We start from the raw sequence: 21394 nt of genomic DNA, 5'->3' as shown, positions 1-21394 counted from the left end.
CCAACCCTAACACAATGGTTTCCAAGTAGAAAAACTTCAGGGAGATCAAAAAGATCAGCACGCTATTTAGCTTAGATAGCGCTCCGAACACTATAGATAGGCTATAACTGCGTTGCGACTGCGCTTTTCCGCCACAAATAGCGCAGTCGCAACGCAGTTATCGGTCAATCATAGCGCTAGCGCCAACATCTTGCAACGAATAATGCAGTAAGAAGAAAGCCCAAACATATTCTATAATATATATACTGAATGTGCTTTGTTCTCTCTTTCTTCTGCTTAAAAGAATTCTGGCTGAGGGATGGAAAAGAGATAAACACATGTATACTATAAGGTGCCTGCAGTATTGAAAATACAATTTCTATATCACCCCTTCCCCCATTTGTTAAATTATGTTAACGGCTTGACTTATAAAAAGCCTTTATCTAGCTTAGCGGACAATTATTTTTAATTGACGTTATCGTATTATTAACTTATCTTTGCAGAATGTTTAAAATTAAACACGTTTTTATATTAAGTTTTACAGTAATTGCCTTGACTATTGCAGGTTGCAAAAGCCGTTTCGAGAAAATCAGGCTGAGCAATGACGTGGCTAAAAAGTACCAGGAGGCCATTAAACTGTATAATAAAAAGGATTACTCTAAAGCGCTGATCTTATTCGAAGATCTTTCTCAAAAATACAGGGGAAGAACTGAGGCCGAAGATCTGAACTATTACTACGCGTATACTTTATTCCGTTTAAAAGATTACACTACTGCACGGTACCAGTTTAAATACTTCGCAGATACTTACCCAACAAGTAAAAATGCAGAAGAATGCCGGTACATGGGCGCTTATTGTTATTACCTGGATTCTCCGGATTATGCATTGGATCAGGAAAACACTTACAAAGCAATTGATGCACTGCAGTTGTTTATCAACTTATATCCTAAAAGCGAACGTGTTGCACAGGCAAGTCAGTACATCACAGACCTTCGCGCAAAACTTGAATTAAAAGCCTATACCAACTCCCGGTTATATTATGATCTGGGTGGGTATGATATCGCCAACTATAAATCATCAGTGATCTCGCTGAAAAACGCAGAAATAGATTTCCCGGATATTAAATATATCGAAGAAATGGACCTGCTGATCGTTAGATCCCAGTATGATTTTGCTAAAAACAGTTTCCCGTTCCGTCAGGAGGACCGTTTTACTGAAGCAATTGGCTATGCAAACGAATTTATTGAAAAACACCCTGAAAGTAAGTATCTTGCAGAAGCAAAAACTTTGAAGAGCAATAGCGAAGCAGGGATAGCAAATGCCAAACAATTGATGCTGCTGGCAGCAAATCAGGAGGCAAAATATAAAGCTCTAATGGCAGAAGAAGCAAAAACAGACAGTACTGCTACTAACAAGAAGATTAAAACCCCCAAACAATAATGAATACGAATAAACCCGCAATACCAAATACTACGGTAACAAGAAATGTAAATGATTTAGATCAGAAGACAGAAAATATCTATGAGTCTTTAGTGATTATTTCTAAAAGGGCTAATCAGATTTCTAACAACATGAAAGAAGAACTTCATGGCAAATTAGCTGAGTTCGCTTCTTCTAATGACAATCTGGAGGAGATTTTCGAAAACAGGGAACAAATTGAAATCAGCAAGCACTATGAACGCATGCCTAAACCTTCGCTGATTGCTATCGATGAGTTTCTGAACGACAAAGTCTATCACAGAAATCCGGCAAAAGATCCTCAATAAGACTTGCATATCCGTTAATTTGCATAAACATTTGCATTAATAGACCATGCTCAGAAATAAAAACATTATCCTTGGCGTTTGCGGCAGCATCGCAGCATATAAATCTGCTATTTTAGTCAGGCTCCTGATTAAGGCCGGTGCAAACGTCAAGGTAATTCTCACTGCAGATGCGGCAAATTTCATCACACCGCTCACCCTCGCTACGCTTTCCAAAAATCCTGTTTATACCAAATACTTCGAAGAAGAAACCGGAGTATGGAGCAATCATGTGGAACTGGGCCTCTGGGCAGATTACATGATCATCGCTCCTGCAAGCGCTAATACTATAGGTAAAATGGCCAATGGTCTTTGCGACAACCTGCTCAGCGCAGTGTACCTGTCTGCAAAATGTCCGGTATTTTGTGCCCCTGCGATGGATCTCGACATGTGGAAACATGAAAGCACAAGGGCGAACGTCCAAAAACTTCAGGAATTCGGAAATATGATCGTCTCCCCAAATAGCGGGGAATTAGCGAGCGGATTGCATGGGGAAGGCAGGATGGCAGAACCCGAAGAAATTATCGAATTTATAACTGGTATCATCAAAAAAGGCCTCCCGCTGGCAGGAGAGAAAGTAATGGTTACCGCAGGCCCTACTTATGAGCCTATAGACCCTGTACGTTTTGTTGGTAACCATTCTTCAGGAAAAATGGGCTTTGCCCTCGCAGACGAGCTAGCGCGACTGGGAGCTGAGGTAACTTTAATCAGTGGACCCACTGTCGAAAAAAGCACCCTGCAGGTAAACAGAATTGATGTGGTAACGGCTGCCGAAATGCTGGAAGCCTGCAAAAAAATTTTTCCGCAAAGCAGCATCGGCGTCATGAGTGCTGCCGTGGCTGATTATACACCCGCCGAGGTCTCATCGCAGAAGATCAAGAAAAAGAATGAAGAGTTTAGTGTCACGCTCAAAAAAACCACCGATATCCTGCTTACACTCGGCCAGTTAAAAACCCCGCAGCAGATCCTGGTAGGCTTTGCCCTGGAAACAAACAATGAAGAAGAAAATGCCGTTTATAAACTGAGAAAAAAGAACCTTGACCTGATCGTTTTGAACTCACTCCAGGATAAAGGCGCAGGTTTTAAAAAAGACACAAACAAAATTACTATCTTTAATCGTGCAGAAGAAAAAACAACCTATGAGCTGAAGTCTAAAGCTGAGGTCGCAAAAGATATCTGCACCGAAATATTAAAGCTATTCAAAGCATGAAAAAGAGGCTATCGCTGACTTTGCTCTCCCTATTGCTGTTCATCAGCGGGTATGCGCAGGAATTAAATGCAAGGGTTCAGGTTACTGCCCCCAAAGTACCTAACATCAATAAGAGTAATGTAGACCTCATCCAGTCCACTATCCGCAATTACCTCAACAATAATAAGTGGAGTAACCAAAGCTATCAGCCCCAGGAACGGATCGAGTGTAACTTCGTGATCACCATTACCGCATGGGACGGAAGTTCATCATATAAAGCAGAAGCACAGATACAAACCAGCAGGCCTGTTTACGGAACATCCTATAACACCACTCTCCTCAATTTAAGCGATAAAGATTTCGATTTCAATTACAGCGAAGGACAGCCCCTGGATTTTTCTGATCAGAATTACCTGAGTAATCTGAGTTCCCTCCTATCCTATTATGCCTATACGGTCATCGGGCTGGATAAGGACAGCTTCAGCAAGCTCGGCGGAACCCCATATTATCTGAAAGCACAAACCATACTTAACCTTGCACAGGTATCCGGCAACTCAGGCTGGAAGGCGTTTGACGGACTCCGCAACCGCTATTGGCTAAATGAAAACCTGCTGAGTAAAAGTTTCCAGGAGCTAAGGGTATTCATCTATAACTACCATCTGAATACACTGGACCAGATGCAGGCCGATCCGGCAAAAGCTTCAAAACTGATGCTTGGCTATTTGCCCGAACTAAAACAAATGGACAAGAAAAAACTGGGTTCCATTTTTCCAAATGTCTATTTTGCCACTAAGGCCGAAGAAATGGTAAACATCCTCTCCATGGGCACAGTCCAGGATAAGACCGATGGCTATAACCTGCTTAACGAGATTGACCCCGCCAACCTCAATAAGTATGACGCACTGAAAAAGAATTAAGAACACTCTTATTTCAGTATTTTACAGATATTTTAAAAATTATTTTGTTTATACGAATATATTCGTACATTTGAATACGAAATAATTCGTACAATAATTATGTCATCAGAAGTTACAGCAAAACCAACGGAAAGTGAACTGGAAATACTCCAGATCTTGTGGGAGAAAGGAAACTGCACGGTTAGGGATGTACATGATATCCTTACCAGGAACAAGGAAGCCGGTTATACCACTACGCTCAAACTCATGCAGATCATGCATGAAAAAGGACTCGTAAAAAGAGATACCAGTTCAAAAACACATATATACAGTGCCCTGGCCAGTCAGCAGAAAACACAGCAGCACCTGGTATCACGGTTAATTGACAACGCCTTTAACGGATCTGCAGCGAGGATGGTCATGCAGGCATTGGGAAATCATAAATCCAGTAAAGATGAAATCGAAGCGATAAAGAAATATTTAAACGATTTAGATCATAATTAATATGGAAACGTTATTACACAATCTGATACAGGCAACAGGGTGGAGTATATTACACTCACTATGGCAAAGCGCCCTGATCTATGCATTGCTTCTTCCCTTCCAGCTGAAGGTATTCAGGCTGAATGCAAAACTGAAGTACATATTGGCCTACAGTTCAATATGCCTGATGTTCGTCTCCTTTGTGTTTACGTTTACACTGGCTTTTCAGTGGCCTTCGGAAAATGTCTCCCGGAACATGGCTACCCATGCAATAGCACTGCCCGCAGCAATGCCCCTTAACCTGGCCCATTACATAGAAACGCTGTTCCCTTATGTTGTATTTTGTTATGGCCTGGGACTGATCGTGCAGTCAGTGATCGTCATCCAGGGATATAAAAAAGTACAGTTGCTTAAAAACGCCGCTTATACCATGATCCCCCAGGAATGGAAAACATTTTTTGACGGCCTGACAAAAGAACTGAACATCAAAAAACACATCGACTTTCGTCTTTCCGACCATGTAAATGTACCCCTGGTGATCGGTTTCTTTAAACCTGTAATCCTTTTTCCTATCGCCCTTGCCGCACAAATGGACCTGAAACAGGTAGAGACCATCCTGATACACGAGCTTTCCCATATCAGAAGAAACGACTATGTCTTTAACCTGATCAGGACAATGATAGATATCATCCTGTTTTTCAATCCCTTTGTATGGCTTGCAGGAAGGTTCATCAATATCGAAAGGGAACATGCCTGTGATGACCTGGTCGTAAAAGTAACCGACACCCCTCTTACCTATGCCCATGCACTGTTGACACTGGAGCTGATTACAGAAAAAAGCAGTCCCGCACTGGCATTAGCCGCAACAGGAGCAACAAATCAATATTTATATCAACGCATTAAAAGAATCACAGATATGAAAACTAATTATGCCAATTCAAAACAAAAGCTCTTTGCAATAACCTTAACCATTGCAACGATCATCTCACTGGCATGGATCAACCCTGCTAAAGAAGAAAAAACCTCTAAACATATCGGTCCTGATCTATCTTCCAAAAACGGCAGCGCGGTTATGCTGACGGAGGAACTCTGTCCTATAGACACAGGAAAGAAAAAGAAGAGGAAAGCCATTAAAATTGTAAATACTGATTCCGTACGTATTAAAGCGCCAAATGCTCCCGAGGCTACAGAGAATATCGCGGCAGCTCCCAAAACACCGCCTGCCCCGCCAGCACCAAAAACTCCTGCCGTAGCACCATTGCCGCCAATCGCACCGGTAGCCCCGGATCTGAATATAGACACTGCTCCCATCACTGCCGGTCTTTCTGATATGGTCATCAATTTCTCTGCTGATGTGAAAGATATGGCAATGGCCCATTTCAATGGGGAAAATGCTGAAGAAGTCAAAAAAATGCAGGCAGAATTACAGAGAAAAGGGATGGAATTACAGCGTAAGTTCAACTCACCTGAAGAAAAAGCCAAATGGCAGAAAATTGCTGCTGAAATGAAAGCCAAATATGACAATCCGAAAGAAAGGGCCAAATGGGAAAAAATCGCAAAAGAAGCAGAGGCCAAAGCCAATTCTCCTGAGCAAAAAGCAATGATAAAACGTATTCAGATCCAGGCAAAAATACAGGCTGAACAGGCTCAAAAAATTGTTAGCGATCCCGAATTCAGGAAAAACATTCAGCAAATTGCAATTACTCAGCAACAGCCGTTTAAAATAATGATTGAAAACGAAAACACCCAAAAGGTAAAACAGACCCCTGAGTACATTGAACTGAAGAAGAAATTTGACAAGGACGTAGAAGATCTTGCGAATAAAAATACTAAAAAAGAAAATTAATACACAATTAGACTAAAAACGGCAGGAGAAAATTTCCTTCCGTTTTTTTTATTTACATATTTTAATATAAAAACCCAAATAACCACAATGGCACTTTCGGCCCAAATCCGCTCTCGATATCATCTGCCGCAACAATAAAGGAATCTTGCTCTTTAACCTGCTTGATCGTCTTTGATCTGCCACCAACTTCTATAGTTAAGCCCGAAACAGAAAAATCACCATTAATAGGTGCCCTAACGTCATTCCCTGCATTGATCAGTTGATTAAGCAGAAATGTTTCTCTCACATTTCCTTTGTCAGGATTCGTATCTATTGCGTAAGCAAGATTAGTATTTTCTAAAAATATTTTATCCGGCTTTTGTAACCTGGAGAGACCTTTACCTTCTGCAGAAAGGATGTTTAATAAGCGGGCATCACGAAGCTGATAAATATACTCATAGATGTTTTCCCTGCTAATTTCCATTTTACGCGCCAGGGCCGATATATTAGGCTTAAATGGTGCCAATTCAGCAATTACCCCCAATAATCGCTTCACTTTTACTGCTGTACCTGCATTATAAGATGCTATATAAGCAAGGTCAGTATCAACTATTGCATTAATCACCTGCTCAAGCCTTGGCAAATATTCCGCCTCGCCCTCTACAATAATAGGCAGGTAACCGTTCTTTAAATATTTGTTGAATAAAGGAAGGGGCTGCATTTTCTCAAGTATTGCTAAACTAATCTCCCTGTGCCTTGTACTGATATCTTCAATAATGAAAGAATCAAACGATAAGTTTTCAGTAAACATAAGATACTCCCTGAAGGATAGCCCCGCCAGCGTATAACTGATAACCCGACGGCTAAAATCAGCCTCTCCCCTATAAATATCTAATGCCGATGAGGCCGAAAAGATCACTTTCATTTCAGGCAAACCATCATAAATGTTTTTTAATTCTCTTGACCAGCCGGGATATTTATGCACCTCATCAATAAATAATATCCGTCCGCCGTTTTTAAACCAGTCCATGGCCGTATCCAATAATGTGTGATTGTAAAACCATGTATGGTCTGCAGTTACATAAAGAGATTTCTGACTCATCTCTTTTAAATCAAACTTGAGGTATTGTAACATCAGAGTTGTCTTTCCGGCTCCCCTGGGCCCTTTAATACCTATCATCCTTTGATTCCAGTTGATATTTGGATGAAGGTATCTTCTGAAAGAGTTATTAACGACCCTTAACAAATTATCCTGATATTGCAATAATGGCTCCATAATTGCTATTTTGTATTTTCAAATATACAAAAACACATTCATTTTGTATGTTTGAAAATACAAAATATAAATAAATTGCATTTTTATCAATACAAAAATTGAGTAATTTTGTAGTTATAGAAATACAAAAATGAGATAAAATTATTCTCTATAAACAATTACAGATCCTGTTAGCCCACAGAATGCCCCAACATCATATGGTACAGATCTCCATGCATAAAATGCAATCATCTTTTTTTGTTGACAAAGAAATAAACATCCATTGGCTAAGTTTTTATAATTTAGCAAAGAATATGCTACAGAAACTTTCTATACGTAATTACGCACTGATCGATAGTGTTGACCTCGAACTTGACAAGGGGCTGAATATCATTACCGGGGAAACAGGTGCGGGTAAGTCTATTATGTTAGGTGCATTATCCCTGATATTGGGACAGCGCGCAGAAACAAAGTATTTCTTCAACCAGGACAAGAAATGTGTGATCGAAGGGCAGTTTAATCTTTCCGGCACTGCATTACAGGCTTATTTTGAAGAACTTGACCTGGATTTTCAGCAGGAAAGCATTTTAAGACGGGAAATCTCCATTGATGGTAAGTCCAGGGCTTTTATTAATGATACGCCGGTAACACTCGCTGTAATGAAACAGGTTGGCGAAAAACTTATCGATATCCATTCCCAGCATGCCACTTCAGAAGTAAATGATCCGGGATTCCAGCTATCAGTTGTGGATACCTTATCAGACCATCTGCCTTTACTTACAGATTACAGGCAGAAGTTTAAAGCATATAAAAAACACTTGCAGCACCTGATCAATCTGCAAACTTCTGCTGATGAAGCCAGAAGCAAACAGGATTATGAACAGTTCCTGTTCAATGAGCTTGAAAACGCCAATCTCAGTGCAGACGAACAGGCTGCACTTGAAATGGAACTGGAAGCATTAAACCATGCCGAAAGTATAAAAAGAGGACTTGTTAATGGTCATACCCTGCTTGACGGTGAAGAAACCGCAGCAATCCCTATTTTGAAAGAGGTCATTAATCAGATCCAGGGAATAGAGAAGTTCAATCCTGCCTATGTGGCTTTAAATGAAAGGCTGCGCTCTGTGCTGATAGAAATCAGGGATATCGCTGAAGAAACATCCGTTTTTGAAGAGAATATTGTTTTTAACCCGGCCAGGATCGAAGAGATCAATACGAGACTGGACACTGTATATACGCTGCAGCAAAAACACCGCGTAAACAGTATTGAAGAATTACTGGCGATACAAATCGAGCTTTCGGATAATTTAAATACGCTGCTGAACAGCGACGAAGAAATAGAACGGCTGATCAGAGAGATCAACACCTTAAAGATTGATCTGGAAAAGATTGCAGATGTGCTGTCGAAAAACCGCAGCAAGGCAATCAGTATTGCACAGAAGCAGGTTGGCGAGATTCTGGTGCAGGTAGGTATGCCAAATGCGAAGATCAAGATTGAACAAACCGTTGTTGAAAACCTGAACAAAGATGGTAAAGATATGATCACGCTGTTGTTTTCTGCCAACGCAGGACAGGCACCGGCACCTGTAGGCAAAGTTGCCTCAGGAGGCGAACTTTCCAGGCTGATGCTGGCAATCAAATCCATCATTTCCAAACATACGGCATTGCCTACACTGATCTTTGACGAGATAGATACCGGAATTTCCGGAGAAACAGCCCTTCGTGTAGGTGATGTAATTGGTGAACTGGAACAGAATATGCAGGTGATCTGCATTACGCACCTTCCGCAGATCGCAGCAAAAGGAGAAGCCCATTACTTTGTCCATAAAAAGGAAGATGCCGATAGAACCACTACCGGAATCCGCAGACTGAATACCCAGGAACGCATACAGGCTATCGCCGAAATGTTAAGCGGTAAAAACCCCGGAGAGTCTGCATTAAAAAATGCACAGGATCTGCTCAGCTTTAAAAATTAGCCCATTCCTTTAAGCGGCCAGATGGTCACGCTGAAACAAGTTGTACCGGCTTCTTGCTCTCATAGCGGTTTTTTTAACCTATTTTAACATTTTCAACGCTCCTTTGGGGCGTTTTTTTATTGCGAAATAACTGTGAGATAAGTTAAATTAGTCCCATGATTAAATATCTCCTCGGGACAGTTTTGCTGCTGGCATTTTGCCTGAATGTACATGCCCAAAAGCTGTATTCCATTACGGGGGTTGTGCAGGATAAAAAAGGAGAAACACTTCCCGGAGCAGGGATATATTTAAGCGGCTATACTACTGCTACGGTGACGAACAGCGATGGACAATTTAACCTGGCCAAATTAAAACCCGGTTCATACGAGGTGGTGGTTCAGATGATGGGTTACCTGCCTTACAGCAAAAGTGTTGTCATATCCGATCAGTCGGTAAACATTACGATCGTGCTGCAGGAGAACACCGTACAGCTGCGCGAAGTTGTCATCACAGCTGACCCAAACAGGGAAAAGAACCTGCAGTTATTTAAGGAATTCTTTATCGGCAGAACCCCAAATTCTGCAAAGTGCAAAATTCTGAATCCCGAAGTATTGTATATCAAATATGATGGTGATAACAAGGTATTGACTGTAACGAGCAATGAGTTCCTTGTCGTAGAGAATAAAGCACTCGGCTACCGCCTGAAATATATGCTCAACCTCTTTGAATATAACTACAATACCAGGATCGTATATTTCTCCGGACTCCCTGTATTCGAAGATCTGAAAGGCTCAGGTGGTAAAAGGAGAACCTGGCTAAAGAACAGGGAAATTGCCTATGCGGGTTCACCGCAGCATTTTTTCCAGTCGCTTTACCGTAATAAGGTAGAAGAAGAGGGCTTCATTATCTATAAACGTATCAAAATACCAAATCCAAACAGGCCGTCCGACAGCTATATTGCAGCTGCCAGGGCGAGGCTGATGAGAAAGAGAAAAAGTGTAATCATACCCGTGTCAATCATTACCGATTCACTCACCATGCTTCAGCAACTGCAGGAGCTGCCAAAAGAATATACCAGCCTGGACATGTCTGGCGTGGCAACAGACACTCTCGTTAAACAGATTTATCCGAACATGAAGACCATCAATTATAAGGATGAGCTGTATGTAATGTATACCAAAGAGGAGGAAAGTATTGGTTATTCGAACACGGGCCATTATGTGATGCGGCCGCTGACAATTCCAAACTATGAGATATCAGTAGTGCAAATGCTGCAGGGGCCGGTTAGCTTTTATGCCAATGGAGGCATGCACGACGCCAAAGCACTGTTATTTGAAGGTTTCTGGGCATATGAAAAGATCGGCGACATGGTTCCCATGGATTATGTTCCAATAAATAAAAGGTAAATTCCCTATTGCACAATACTAATATTATTAGTAATTTTAACTAACTATGTTAGAAGATAAAAATACAGGCAATTACCTTAAAGGAAGGGGCGCTCAATATAACCCGCACAATCGTTTTGCAGCGAATTTTTATGTACAGGAACATGCAGAAGGTATTGACGACTGGGAAGTTGAGAATCATAAAACATCATTTATTATTGGCACATCGAAATCTATTGTTAACAAAGTTGACAGTCCTGATGTGGGCATGGCCTATTCCCTCAATCCTTACCAGGGATGTGAACACGGTTGTACCTACTGTTATGCCAGGAATGCACATGAATACTGGGGATTTAGTGCAGGACTGGATTTCGAAAGGAAAATCATAGTAAAAAAAGACGCGCCCGAACTCTTTAAAAAATTTCTGGAGCGTAAAGGCTGGAATGCAGAGACCATATCACTTTCCGGGAATACAGATTGTTACCAGCCTGCAGAACGCGAATATAAACTTACCCGCCAGCTGCTGGAAATTGCCCTGGCTTACAAACAGCCTATTGGCATGATCACGAAAAACTCCCTGGTCCTGCGCGATAAAGATATCCTGCAGGAGATGGCTAAACTCAACCTCTGCATGGTTTATCTTTCTATCAACAGCCTGGATGAAAAGCTGAGGCTTGTGATGGAACCCAGAACCACCACCGCAAAGCAGCGGTTAAAGGTAGTGGAGGAATTAAGTGCCGCAGGCATCCCTACCGGGGTGATGGTTGCTCCAATTGTTCCCGGTCTGAATGACCATGAGATCCCCGCTGTGTTGAAAACTATCGCTTCCTGTGGTGCTTTGAGTGCAGGATATACCATCGTAAGATTGAACGGAGCCATCGGAGGAATCTTTGAGGACTGGCTGCGACAGAACTTCCCGGACAGATTTGACAAAGTATGGCATATGATACAGTCCTGCCATGGAGGAAATGTGAATGACAGTCGTTTTGGCAATAGGATGAGGGGCGATGGAAACATCGCACAGATCATACGGGATACCTTTCAGCTGCATTGCAGGCTGAATAAGCTGAACACTACACTTATAACTCTTGATTCGGGGATCTTTTCTGTACCCAGACAGCAGTTAAAGCTATTTTTGTAAATAAAAAAGGCTGCCTGTTTCAGGCAGCCCAATGATTTGAATAAGAATAAATCCTTATACTTCTTTCTTCTTTTTACCAGGACTCTTGTTCTCTACTACAATCAGATCAGTTTCTTTATTGTAGTCAATTTCAAGTGTATCGCCATCGTTGATCTCTCCTTTAAGGATTTCTTCAGCGATAGGATCTTCCAGATATTTCTGAATCGCACGTTTTAACGGGCGGGCACCGAAGTTACTGTCAAAACCTTTGTCAGCTATAAACTCTTTAGCCACATCAGTCAATTTGATCTCATAACCCAGGCTGTGTACCCTGCCGAACAATGATTTCAATTCGATATCGATGATCTTAAAGATCTCTTCTTTACCTAGCGAGTTGAAAACGATCACGTCATCTACACGGTTCAGGAACTCAGGAGCAAAAGCACGTTTCAGTGCATTTTCAATCACTCCTCTTGAGTGCGAATCTACCTGGTTGGTTTTGGCAGTTGTAGAGAACCCTACACCCTGTCCGAAATCTTTCAGCTGACGCGCACCAATATTTGAAGTCATGATGATGATCGTATTTCTGAAGTCAACCTTACGGCCTAAGCTATCAGTCAGCTGACCTTCATCAAGCACCTGCAACAAAATGTTGAATACATCAGGATGGGCTTTCTCAATCTCATCCAGCAGGATCACTGCATAAGGTTTACGACGAACTTTCTCCGTTAACTGCCCGCCTTCTTCATAACCTACATATCCCGGAGGCGCTCCCACTAAGCGGGATACCGCAAATTTCTCCATGTACTCACTCATATCAATCTGGATCAGCGAGTCATCACTGTCAAACATGAACCTTGCCAGCTCCTTAGCCAATTCAGTCTTACCTACACCCGTAGGACCTAAGAAAATAAACGAACCGATAGGTTTTTTAGGATCTTTCAATCCTGCTCTTGTACGCTGGATAGCCCTTGTTAACTTTTTGATCGCATCATCCTGTCCAATGATCTTTGCTGCAACAGTTTCCTGCATGTTCAGCAATTTCACACTGTCAGTCTGGCCAACACGTTGCAAAGGAATACCGGTCATCATAGAAACCACTTCAGCAACATTATCTTCGGTAACCGTATAACGTTTCGTTTTAGTCTCTGCTTCCCATGCTGATTTGGCACGGTCAAGTTCTTCCAGCAGGTTTTTCTCTGTATCCCTTAACTTGGCAGCTTCTTCATATTTCTGGCTTTTAACCACCTTGTTCTTTTCAACTTTGATATTCTCAATCTTGGTTTCGATATCAATGATGTTCTCAGGAACATGAATATTGGTTAAATGCACTCTTGAACCAGCCTCATCCAAAGCATCAATTGCTTTATCAGGAAGGAACCTGTCAGTAATGTATCTTGAAGTAAGTGAAACACAGGCGTTGATAGCCTCGTTTGTATACGTTACACCGTGATGCTCTTCATATTTCTCTTTGATACGGTTAAGGATCTCAATCGTTTCATCAGGAGAAGCAGGTTCGATCATCACTTTTTGGAAACGACGGTCTAAAGCCCCATCTTTCTCAATATACTGACGGTATTCATCCAGGGTTGTTGCACCGATACATTGTATCTCTCCCCTTGCAAGGGCGGGTTTAAACATATTCGAAGCATCCAGTGAGCCTGAAGCTCCGCCTGCACCGACAATCGTATGGATCTCATCAATGAACAGGATCACATCCGTAGATTTTTCAAGTTCATTCATGACCGCTTTCATACGTTCTTCAAACTGACCACGGTATTTGGTACCTGCGACCAAAGAAGCCAGGTCTAAAGTAACCACTCTCTTATTGAATAATACCCTCGATACCTTACGCTGAACGATACGCAGTGCAAGACCTTCTGCAATAGCAGATTTACCTACACCCGGCTCACCAATCAGGATAGGGTTGTTCTTTTTACGACGCGAAAGGATCTGCGAAACACGTTCTATTTCCTTTTCACGGCCAACAATAGGGTCCAGACGACCTTCTTCCGCAGCCTTGGTCAAATCCCTTCCAAAATTGTCCAGTACCGGAGTTTTTGATTTGATGTCAGAAACTTTCTTCGGACTGGAGAAACTTTCCTCCTCACGGTAATCATCATCACCGCCGGTTGAAGCACTTCCCTGCGTTTCATCTCTGAAACCGTTTTTGTTTACTTCAACTTCCTGTTTGAAAATTTCGTAGTTGATACTGTATTGCAGCAAAATCTGGGAAGCAATGTTATCATCATCGCGCAGAATGGACAACAGCAAATGCTCCGTTCCAATCAAATCGCTTTTAAATATTTTAGCTTCAAGATACGTGATCTTTAAAACCTTTTCGGCTTGCTTGGTCAATGGGATATTTCCCAGGTTAACCGTCACACTTGATGTACCCCTAACTGCCTCTTCAATTGAGCGGCGTAATTTAGACGTATCGACCCCCAGTGACTTCAATATTTTGATAGCCATTCCATCGCCTTCGCGAATCAGGCCCAACAAAAGATGTTCAGCGCCTATATAATCGTGACCTAATCTCAGGGCTTCTTCCCTGCTAAACGAAATCACGTCTTTTACTTGTGGTGAAAATTTAGCTTCCATATATACCTTTTCTAAAAACAGGAACGCCCTAAACTATAAAATATGTTATAAAAAGCGTCACCAATCTGATTTATTTTATCAACAATTACGCCATACGAAGGAAGAAAGATTTAGATCCTGACGTTATTTCACTAAACTTACTAACTTTTGACACTAATAACAATAAAATTTTCTTCACCTCCAAAAAATAAAAACTACTTCTAAGGTAGCTTAAATAAACATTACATCTTAAACAACGGCAGGTTTTGTGAGAATTGTCCCGGCAATGTAATGATTTGATGCTTAAAAACGACCTGTCATTTTGTAAGTTACAACTTTGATCAAGTACTAAAATGTCAGTCTCATAAGAAAGATTTCTGCCGGTTTTTCCTGTATTTGAATGGAAATTGATAATTATCACAAAAACAGTAAAAAATTACCAAACAGCGCCACCGGTTTGGCCTTCCTTATCGCTATATATAAATTTCGGAAAAAAACGCAACAAATCTGACTTCTGAGAGTCTCATAAAAGTCATTATCTAATACCTGAAAGCTTTATTATAACAAAGATAAAACACCACCATATCCAACCCGGCAGCTCATTTGCGTTACAGGATTCCTGATTTCAAACATCGGCGCAAAAAACGTAAAATCTGAGAAAGCTTTCTAACTCCCTTACCTTTGTTATCTTTGCGATAAACACAGGGTCTGAAAATGTAATTGTGGGATGTTTTTAGCTGGTTCAGGTAAAAACATATCCCCTTTCTTGCCCTGTCTTATTAAACAGCATTAAAATACGCAAAACGATGGCAGACGAAAAGATAATTTTCTCAATGGCGGGGGTCAATAAGATCTACCCTCCTCAAAAACAAGTATTAAAAAACATATATCTGTCCTTCTTCTACGGCGCCAAAATCGGGGTAATCGGTCTGAATGGTTCAGGAAAGTCATCAGTCTTAAAAATCATCGCCGGCATAGATAAAGCCTTTCAGGGCGAAGTGGTATTTTCACCGGGTTACACCGTGGGTTACCTCGCACAGGAACCAGAACTTGATGAGAGTAAAACAGTACGTGAAGTTGTTGAAGAAGGCGTTGCAGAGATCACCGCTATTCTAAAAGAATATGAAGCTATCAATGAACAGTTCGGATTGCCTGAAGTATATGAAGATGCTGATGCCATGGATAAGCTGATGGCAAAACAGGGAGAACTTCAGGATAAGATCGACGCAACCAACGCCTGGGAACTGGACACCAAACTGGAACGTGCGATGGACGCACTGCGCTGCCCTGACCCTGATACCAAAATAGGTGTGCTTTCGGGTGGTGAGCGCCGCCGCGTAGCCATGTGCCGACTTTTATTACAGGAACCTGATGTACTCCTGCTCGATGAGCCAACCAATCACCTTGATGCAGAAAGTATCGACTGGCTGGAACAATTCCTGAAAGAGTATAAAGGGACGGTAATTGCCGTTACCCACGACAGGTACTTCCTTGATAATGTAGCAGGATGGATCCTCGAACTGGACCGCGGTGAAGGTATTCCATGGAAAGGAAACTATTCTTCATGGTTAGACCAGAAGGCCAAGCGACTGGCACAGGAAGAAAAAACAGAAAGCAAACGCCAGAAAACACTGGAACGCGAGCTGGAATGGGTACGGATGGCTCCTAAAGCGAGGCATGCAAAATCTAAAGCAAGGTTATCAAATTATGATAAACTGGCCTCGGAAGACTCTAAAGAAAGGGAAGATAAACTGGAGCTGTTCATTCCGGCAGGCCCGAGACTGGGTAATGTAGTGATCGAAGCGAACAATGTCACCAAGTCATATGGCGACAAGATCCTTTTCGAAAATCTGAGTTTCTCTCTACCACCAGCAGGTATCGTGGGGATCATTGGTCCCAATGGCGCAGGTAAGACAACGCTTTTCCGCCTGATCACGGAACAGGAAACACCGGACGAGGGAACATTCAGAGTAGGTGAAACCGTATCCCTGGGATATGTAGACCAGATGCACAACGACCTGGACGGCGATAAAACAGTTTACGAAAATATTACTGACGGACTGGATAACATCCAGCTGGGCAACAAAGCAGTGAGCGGACGTGCCTATGTTTCCAAGTTCAACTTCAATGGTGGCGATCAGCAGAAAAAAGTAAACATCCTTTCGGGTGGGGAACGTAATCGTGTGCACCTGGCTATTACCTTAAAGAAAGGTGCCAATGTACTGCTGCTCGATGAGCCTACCAATGATATTGACGTGAATACACTGCGCGCGTTGGAAGAAGCACTGGAAAACTTTGGCGGCTGTGCCGTTGTGATCAGTCACGACAGGTGGTTCCTGGATCGTATATGTACACATATCCTTGCTTTCGAAGGCAATTCACAGGTGTACTTCTTTGAAGGTAACTACAGCGATTACGAAGAAAACCGTAAAAAACGTTTAGGTGATGTAACTCCTCACCGTATCCGCTATAAAAAACTGGTTTAGAAAGCCGGGCTTACTTACGCCCGAACTTTTGCAGACGATAATTGAAACTGAGTAAAAAATATCTGGTAATTTGATTGTACCGACTATCGGTGATCGAATTATCAGATATACTTCTTACCAGGTTGTTTCCCTGGTTCAGGAGGTCGTACGCCTGTAAGGTGACCGTCGCCTGTCTGCTCTTGAACATGGTTTTCTCCAAAGCAAAATTAAGCAGCAAAGGATCGGCCACATCGATGGTATATCCTGAATTCACCCGCTTGGACATATCGGTACTTACCACCCAGCTTTTACCAACATTCAGACGCCCGTTCACATTGAACTGCCAGGTTTCTATATTCCTTAAATCAAGGAGCGCAATAGAATACCGGTTGCTGCTATAGTTATAGGTGGCATAACTGGAAAGCGTAAGCCTGCGTTCATTCATCCTTAGCTTTAGGCTTTGTGAAAAATTAATATTCTTATTGTTGTTCAGCACGTTATTGGCAAAAGATACCATATTGATATAATCCCATGTACCTCTCAGCTCCAGATTGAATTTATTTTTCGAAAAAGGCACGGCATAAGAATAAGTGCTCCCGAACTGGTACGCACCATTTGCATTTTCAAAATGTGTTTGCTGTTTCAGGCTATTTAGCGTGTCTTTTACCAGCACTACGTTACTGACTACCTGGTCTTCCACTACCGAGCCATTCATAGCAAGCATCAGTGTTGCGCCGTTATCCTCATCGGTATGCTGAAAGCTCAGGTTCCCGGAATGGGTAAAGCTTGACCGGAGATTAGGATTACCGATGATCACATTCTGAAGATTGGTGATATTTGGTACGGGCTGCAACTGGTAAAAGTCGGGAGCGGTACTCGCCCCTCCATACACAAAGGCCAGGTTATCCCAGTCGGACAAAGCATAATTGAGGTTCACGATCGGCGAAACATTCAGCTCCACATGATCGATCCTGGTTTCATTGCCTTCATATTGTCCGGTCAGCTGACTTGGCTGAGCCGTAACCCCCAGGCTGTAATTGAGCTTCTTCGACTGGTATCTGTAGCTTACTGCAAAGCGGTGAAGGATAAATGAAGAAGAATACAGGGAACTGAGTGAGTCCACAACAGTGTTGTTCCCAATGCTGTTATTTACCCTCGTGTATAAACTATTCCTGGTTTTATTAAAAGAAAAGAAATAGGCAAAATCTATGTTCTGTTTCACTGCAGAATCCAGACTGGCACGCAATGGCTCGCTATAGCGGAAATCTGCAGAAACATTGTTGGTCCGGTTTTCAGTCTCCACAAAACGTTTCACCAGGGAGTCTTTCAGCAGGACATCCTTATCCTGACTGTAATAACTGATCCTGTTGCCAAGATCGTCTTCCACCTGGTTGATACCTGTGGACAGCGTTACACCGCCTGACATACTTCTGCCGAGTTTCTGCATACTTCTTGCCCAGACAAAATTGCCATTCAGGTTAGGGGTCTCCGAATTGGACAGGGTATTGCTCAGCAAATCCTGCATGATCAGCCCTGTCTGGTTTGAGATCGTATTCGCGTCCCTGTTCCTCTTTACCATTGAACCTCCGAGTGAAGCCTGGAAATAACTTTTATCAGCAATGGATTGGATATTGAAATTGATCGTATTGTTATTGTCTGTAGACCTGCTGTCGGAGTTCATTTTGTTGAATATCGTTCCACCAGGATTTACGGTTTCAATGGAATTATCCAGGCTCGACAGATTTTTGATATAAGCATAGTTATACACTGCGCTGGCCGTTATCCCGCTGGAGAGCTTGTCCCTGTAATTCAGGCCTGCACCCGCATTGGTGTTGATCCCGGCATCGTTACTGGTGTTATTGGAATTACTGTTCAGGCCGATCTGCTTACTTCCTTCCCAGAAATTGCCGTTCCCCTGCAGCCCGTACCGGTGATCGGTTCCTCCGCTTGCAGCAATATTTCCGAATTTACCGTTATTCTGACCCGCTTTTGTCACCAGGTTGAGCATCTTCTGTGAATCTCCGTTTTTCATGCCGGTAAAGTTAGCTTCATCACCATAATCATTGATGATTTGCAGCTTGTCGATCATACCGGCAGGCAGCTGCCTGATAAAGTCCTTCACATTGTTTGTAAAAAAATCCTCACCATTTACCCGCAGCTTCTGCAGGGGCTTGCCCATGGTAAAAGCATTGCCGTTGGCATCTACTTCTACTCCAGGCAGTTGCCGTAGCAGGTCTTCCACCCTGTCGTTCTCATTGATCTGGTAAAAAGATGCATTGTATTCAACAGTATCTGCTTTAATTCTGATCGGTTTGTCACGGGCTTTGATGATCACTTCATCAAGCAGGTTAGCTTCCTGGTGAAGCATAATGGAATAGAGAAACAGGTTGAGCTGATCTTCCCTGTACTGGTAGCTCATGGTGTAGGGCTTAAATCCTACCCTCATGATCAGGATGGAGATATTATCTGTCTGAATGCCGCCAAAAGAAAATCTGCCACGGTTATCTGTAACCGTAGTCAGCGTGTCTTTATCTGCGATCATGAAAACATCTGCACCTGATACAATATCCTTCAGGGAATCTATCACCGTGCCGCTTACTTTGCGCGGGGTTTGTGCATCAGCCCCAAAGGAACAGAACAGCCAAAAGGCATTTAATAAAATTATGCATTTTAAATGAGCCAAATTTCCTGGAAATTTTAAAAAATCAACCATTTGCCATGCAATACTATTATCATCGGTGTTCATAAAATATTTCCCTTATCAAGGGATGCTATTCAATCCTCCGTTCACAAGTATAACGGTTTGTTCTATCAAATTAGCCGAATATTTAAGAATATTAAGATAATTTTTCGAACAATGGTCTTTTAATCTGCTTTCGGAGCTTCAGTTTTTTCCGGTCTCGGACCTCTTTTGTAGATCACTAATCCGTTTAAGAAATTTCGCAGGATCTGATCACCGCAGGGCTTGAAATTAGGGTGGTCATCACTTCTGAAAAATGACCCGAGTTCACTTTTAGTGATTTTAAAGTTCACCAGTTCAAGGATCCTGATAATATCTTCGTTATTCAGCTCCAGCGCTACGCGGAGTTTTTTAAAAATGTCGTTATTGCTCATAATTACATTGCTACTTCTATCTTCACTTTTTTATTTTTGATCTTCTCATCGCGCAGGGCAGCAAGTATCTTATTGACCATATTCCGTTTCACAGCTACATAAGAACTCTGGTCTTTCACCTCTATCAGCCCAACATCTTCTTTCTGAAGCCCGCCTTTTTTCAGCAGCAGGCCAACGATGTCTATCTTGTTGACCTTATCTTTTTTACCCGCAGCAATGTAAAGCGTTTGCCACTGGCTGTCTTTAGGCAGCTCATAGTTTCCTTTCAGCTTTTCAATCTCGATGTCCCCTTTCAGAAAAGGATACTTCTCTTCTTCGGTCATGATCAGGAAAGCTGTGCCCTTGGCATTCATCCTTGCGGTACGTCCGTTCCGGTGCAGAAATGCATCTTCAGTATAGGGAAGCTGATAGTGAACGATATTGCCTACTTCAGGAATATCCAGTCCGCGTGCGGCGAGGTCTGTAGTGATCAGTATTTTGATACTCCCGTTTCTGAACTTTAATAAAGCACGTTCCCGTTCATCCTGCTCCATCCCTCCATGAAAAATATCATGTGCAAGGTCTTTATCGATCAGCAGGTCGCTGATACGGTCTACAGTTTCCCTGTGGTTGCAGAAGATCAGCGAGGTCTGGGACCCGATCTTACAGATCAGGTCAAATAAGGCATCCAGTTTATCCTCTGCCGTAGTAATGATCTTTTTCAGCTTCAGGTCCGGGACAACTTTTACGTCTTTTAAAAAGTTAACTTCTACAGGGTTCTTCAAGCCTGTAAATTCAGGGATATCGGTCATTGCCGTTGCAGAGGTCAGCATCCGCTGTTTAAGCGACCGCAGGTTACCAATGATATAGGCCATATCTTCCTGAAAACCAAACTCCAGGGCTTTATCAAATTCATCCAGTACCAGTGTGCTGATACCAGATTCATCAAAGTTTTCTTTTCTTAAATGGTAAGCTATCCTTCCCGGCGTACCGATCAGTACCGCAGGAGGCTGCTCGAAATTGTTGCGCTCAATTTTCACGGGGTGGCCGCCATAACAACAGTTCACTTTAAAACCGGTGCCCATCAGTTTGAATACCTGCTCAATTTGTAAAGCAAGCTCCCTTGAAGGAACCAGGATCAATGCCTGAACGCCCTTCGCATCAGTACTGAGATTTTTTAATACCGGCAATAAAAAGCCTATTGTTTTGCCGGAACCCGTCGGGGCGAGCAAAACAACATCCTTTCCTTTATCTGCAGTGGCAATTGCTGCCTGCTGCATTTCATTTAAAGAAGTGATTTTTAAATTACCCAGTACCTTTTCTACCATCATGCAGCAAAGATAAGGGAATTAAGATAAGAATAGCGG

General features: G+C 42.3%; 15 protein-coding genes. 10 read left to right on the top strand and 5 right to left on the bottom strand.

Annotated features, from left to right (window positions below):
• Positions 1–483: 483 nt before the first annotated feature.
• The 6 genes from BLW16_RS18220 (at position 484) to BLW16_RS18195 (ending at position 6195) form a co-directional block, all read left to right on the top strand.
• Positions 484–1419, top strand: a complete 936-nt coding sequence (locus BLW16_RS18220) for an outer membrane protein assembly factor BamD (protein ID WP_090559232.1) — start codon at positions 484–486, stop codon at positions 1417–1419.
• Positions 1419–1745 carry a DNA-directed RNA polymerase subunit omega gene (locus tag BLW16_RS18215; RefSeq protein WP_090559230.1) on the top strand — a complete coding sequence of 109 codons (327 nt, stop codon included), beginning with the start codon at positions 1419–1421 and terminating at the stop codon, positions 1743–1745. The genes BLW16_RS18220 and BLW16_RS18215 overlap by 1 nt, the downstream gene beginning before the upstream one ends.
• 46 nt (positions 1746–1791) lie before the next feature.
• The gene (gene coaBC / locus BLW16_RS18210; RefSeq protein ID WP_090559228.1) at positions 1792–2991 is read left to right on the top strand and encodes a bifunctional phosphopantothenoylcysteine decarboxylase/phosphopantothenate--cysteine ligase CoaBC; all 1200 of its coding nucleotides are present in this window, start codon (positions 1792–1794) and stop codon (positions 2989–2991) included.
• A complete protein-coding gene (gene porD, locus BLW16_RS18205; RefSeq protein ID WP_090559225.1) occupies positions 2988–3887 on the top strand; it encodes a type IX secretion system protein PorD in 900 nt (299 codons plus the stop codon). The genes coaBC and porD overlap by 4 nt, the downstream gene beginning before the upstream one ends.
• A gap of 99 nt (positions 3888–3986) precedes the next feature.
• On the top strand, positions 3987–4370 hold the full coding sequence (locus BLW16_RS18200; RefSeq protein ID WP_090559223.1) for a BlaI/MecI/CopY family transcriptional regulator: 384 nt from the start codon (positions 3987–3989) through the stop codon (positions 4368–4370).
• Position 4371: 1 nt separating this feature from the next.
• On the top strand, positions 4372–6195 hold the full coding sequence (locus BLW16_RS18195) for a M56 family metallopeptidase (RefSeq protein WP_090559221.1): 1824 nt from the start codon (positions 4372–4374) through the stop codon (positions 6193–6195).
• A gap of 61 nt (positions 6196–6256) precedes the next feature.
• Here the strand turns inward: BLW16_RS18195 and BLW16_RS18190 are convergent, their stop codons facing one another.
• Complete coding sequence (locus BLW16_RS18190) at positions 6257–7450, bottom strand: ATP-binding protein (protein WP_090559219.1); 1194 nt, start codon at positions 7448–7450, stop codon at positions 6257–6259.
• A 293-nt stretch (positions 7451–7743) separates the two neighbouring features.
• Here BLW16_RS18190 and recN point away from each other — a divergent pair, with 293 nt between their 5' ends.
• The 3 genes from recN to BLW16_RS18175 all read left to right on the top strand — a co-directional run bounded on the left by recN (position 7744) and on the right by BLW16_RS18175 (position 11910).
• Entirely contained in the window at positions 7744–9405 is a 1662-nt protein-coding gene (gene recN / locus BLW16_RS18185; RefSeq protein WP_090559249.1) for a DNA repair protein RecN, read from the top strand.
• Between the two features lie 155 nt (positions 9406–9560).
• Positions 9561–10790, top strand: a complete 1230-nt coding sequence (locus BLW16_RS18180) for a carboxypeptidase-like regulatory domain-containing protein (RefSeq protein WP_090559217.1) — start codon at positions 9561–9563, stop codon at positions 10788–10790.
• Between the two features lie 46 nt (positions 10791–10836).
• Positions 10837–11910 carry a PA0069 family radical SAM protein gene (locus BLW16_RS18175; RefSeq protein WP_090559215.1) on the top strand — a complete coding sequence of 358 codons (1074 nt, stop codon included), beginning with the start codon at positions 10837–10839 and terminating at the stop codon, positions 11908–11910.
• Between the two features lie 54 nt (positions 11911–11964).
• Here the strand turns inward: BLW16_RS18175 and BLW16_RS18170 are convergent, their stop codons facing one another.
• Positions 11965–14490 (bottom strand): ATP-dependent Clp protease ATP-binding subunit, encoded by a 2526-nt coding sequence (locus BLW16_RS18170; protein ID WP_090559213.1) that lies wholly within the window; start codon positions 14488–14490, stop codon positions 11965–11967.
• Positions 14491–15275: 785 nt separating this feature from the next.
• Here BLW16_RS18170 and ettA point away from each other — a divergent pair.
• Positions 15276–16955, top strand: coding sequence for an energy-dependent translational throttle protein EttA (gene ettA, locus BLW16_RS18165; protein WP_090559212.1), 1680 nt, complete (start codon positions 15276–15278; stop codon positions 16953–16955).
• Positions 16956–16965: 10 nt separating this feature from the next.
• Here ettA and BLW16_RS18160 read toward each other — a convergent pair whose 3' ends face one another.
• The 3 genes from BLW16_RS18160 to BLW16_RS18150 all read right to left on the bottom strand — a co-directional run bounded on the left by BLW16_RS18160 (position 16966) and on the right by BLW16_RS18150 (position 21358).
• Positions 16966–19617: a TonB-dependent receptor gene (locus BLW16_RS18160; RefSeq protein ID WP_175470635.1), complete on the bottom strand. Its 2652-nt coding sequence runs from the start codon at positions 19615–19617 to the stop codon at positions 16966–16968.
• 182 nt (positions 19618–19799) lie between these two features.
• A complete protein-coding gene (locus BLW16_RS18155; RefSeq protein WP_090559208.1) occupies positions 19800–20048 on the bottom strand; it encodes a DUF1456 family protein in 249 nt (82 codons plus the stop codon).
• 2 nt (positions 20049–20050) lie between these two features.
• Entirely contained in the window at positions 20051–21358 is a 1308-nt protein-coding gene (locus BLW16_RS18150) for a DEAD/DEAH box helicase (protein ID WP_090559206.1), read from the bottom strand.
• Positions 21359–21394: the final 36 nt, after the last annotated feature.

Source organism: Pedobacter hartonius, from assembly GCF_900107535.1.
In the GTDB taxonomy this organism is placed as follows: domain Bacteria; phylum Bacteroidota; class Bacteroidia; order Sphingobacteriales; family Sphingobacteriaceae; genus Pedobacter; species Pedobacter hartonius.
This window is presented reverse-complemented; position numbering and strand designations above follow the sequence as displayed.

Excerpts from the sequence above, each read along its gene's own strand:
- BLW16_RS18155 (WP_090559208.1), bottom strand. The coding sequence starts at position 20,048 with ATGAGCAATAACGACATTTTTAAAAAACTCCGCGTAGCGCTGGAGCTG.
- BLW16_RS18200 (WP_090559223.1), top strand. The coding sequence starts at position 3,987 with ATGTCATCAGAAGTTACAGCAAAACCAACGGAAAGTGAACTGGAAATA.
- BLW16_RS18170 (WP_090559213.1), bottom strand. The coding sequence starts at position 14,490 with ATGGAAGCTAAATTTTCACCACAAGTAAAAGACGTGATTTCGTTTAGC.
- coaBC (WP_090559228.1), top strand. The coding sequence starts at position 1,792 with ATGCTCAGAAATAAAAACATTATCCTTGGCGTTTGCGGCAGCATCGCA.
- BLW16_RS18190 (WP_090559219.1), bottom strand. The coding sequence starts at position 7,450 with ATGGAGCCATTATTGCAATATCAGGATAATTTGTTAAGGGTCGTTAAT.
- BLW16_RS18220 (WP_090559232.1), top strand. The coding sequence starts at position 484 with ATGTTTAAAATTAAACACGTTTTTATATTAAGTTTTACAGTAATTGCC.
- BLW16_RS18195 (WP_090559221.1), top strand. The coding sequence starts at position 4,372 with ATGGAAACGTTATTACACAATCTGATACAGGCAACAGGGTGGAGTATA.
- BLW16_RS18180 (WP_090559217.1), top strand. The coding sequence starts at position 9,561 with ATGATTAAATATCTCCTCGGGACAGTTTTGCTGCTGGCATTTTGCCTG.
- recN (WP_090559249.1), top strand. The coding sequence starts at position 7,744 with ATGCTACAGAAACTTTCTATACGTAATTACGCACTGATCGATAGTGTT.
- BLW16_RS18175 (WP_090559215.1), top strand. The coding sequence starts at position 10,837 with ATGTTAGAAGATAAAAATACAGGCAATTACCTTAAAGGAAGGGGCGCT.
- BLW16_RS18215 (WP_090559230.1), top strand. The coding sequence starts at position 1,419 with ATGAATACGAATAAACCCGCAATACCAAATACTACGGTAACAAGAAAT.
- porD (WP_090559225.1), top strand. The coding sequence starts at position 2,988 with ATGAAAAAGAGGCTATCGCTGACTTTGCTCTCCCTATTGCTGTTCATC.
- ettA (WP_090559212.1), top strand. The coding sequence starts at position 15,276 with ATGGCAGACGAAAAGATAATTTTCTCAATGGCGGGGGTCAATAAGATC.
- BLW16_RS18150 (WP_090559206.1), bottom strand. The coding sequence starts at position 21,358 with ATGATGGTAGAAAAGGTACTGGGTAATTTAAAAATCACTTCTTTAAAT.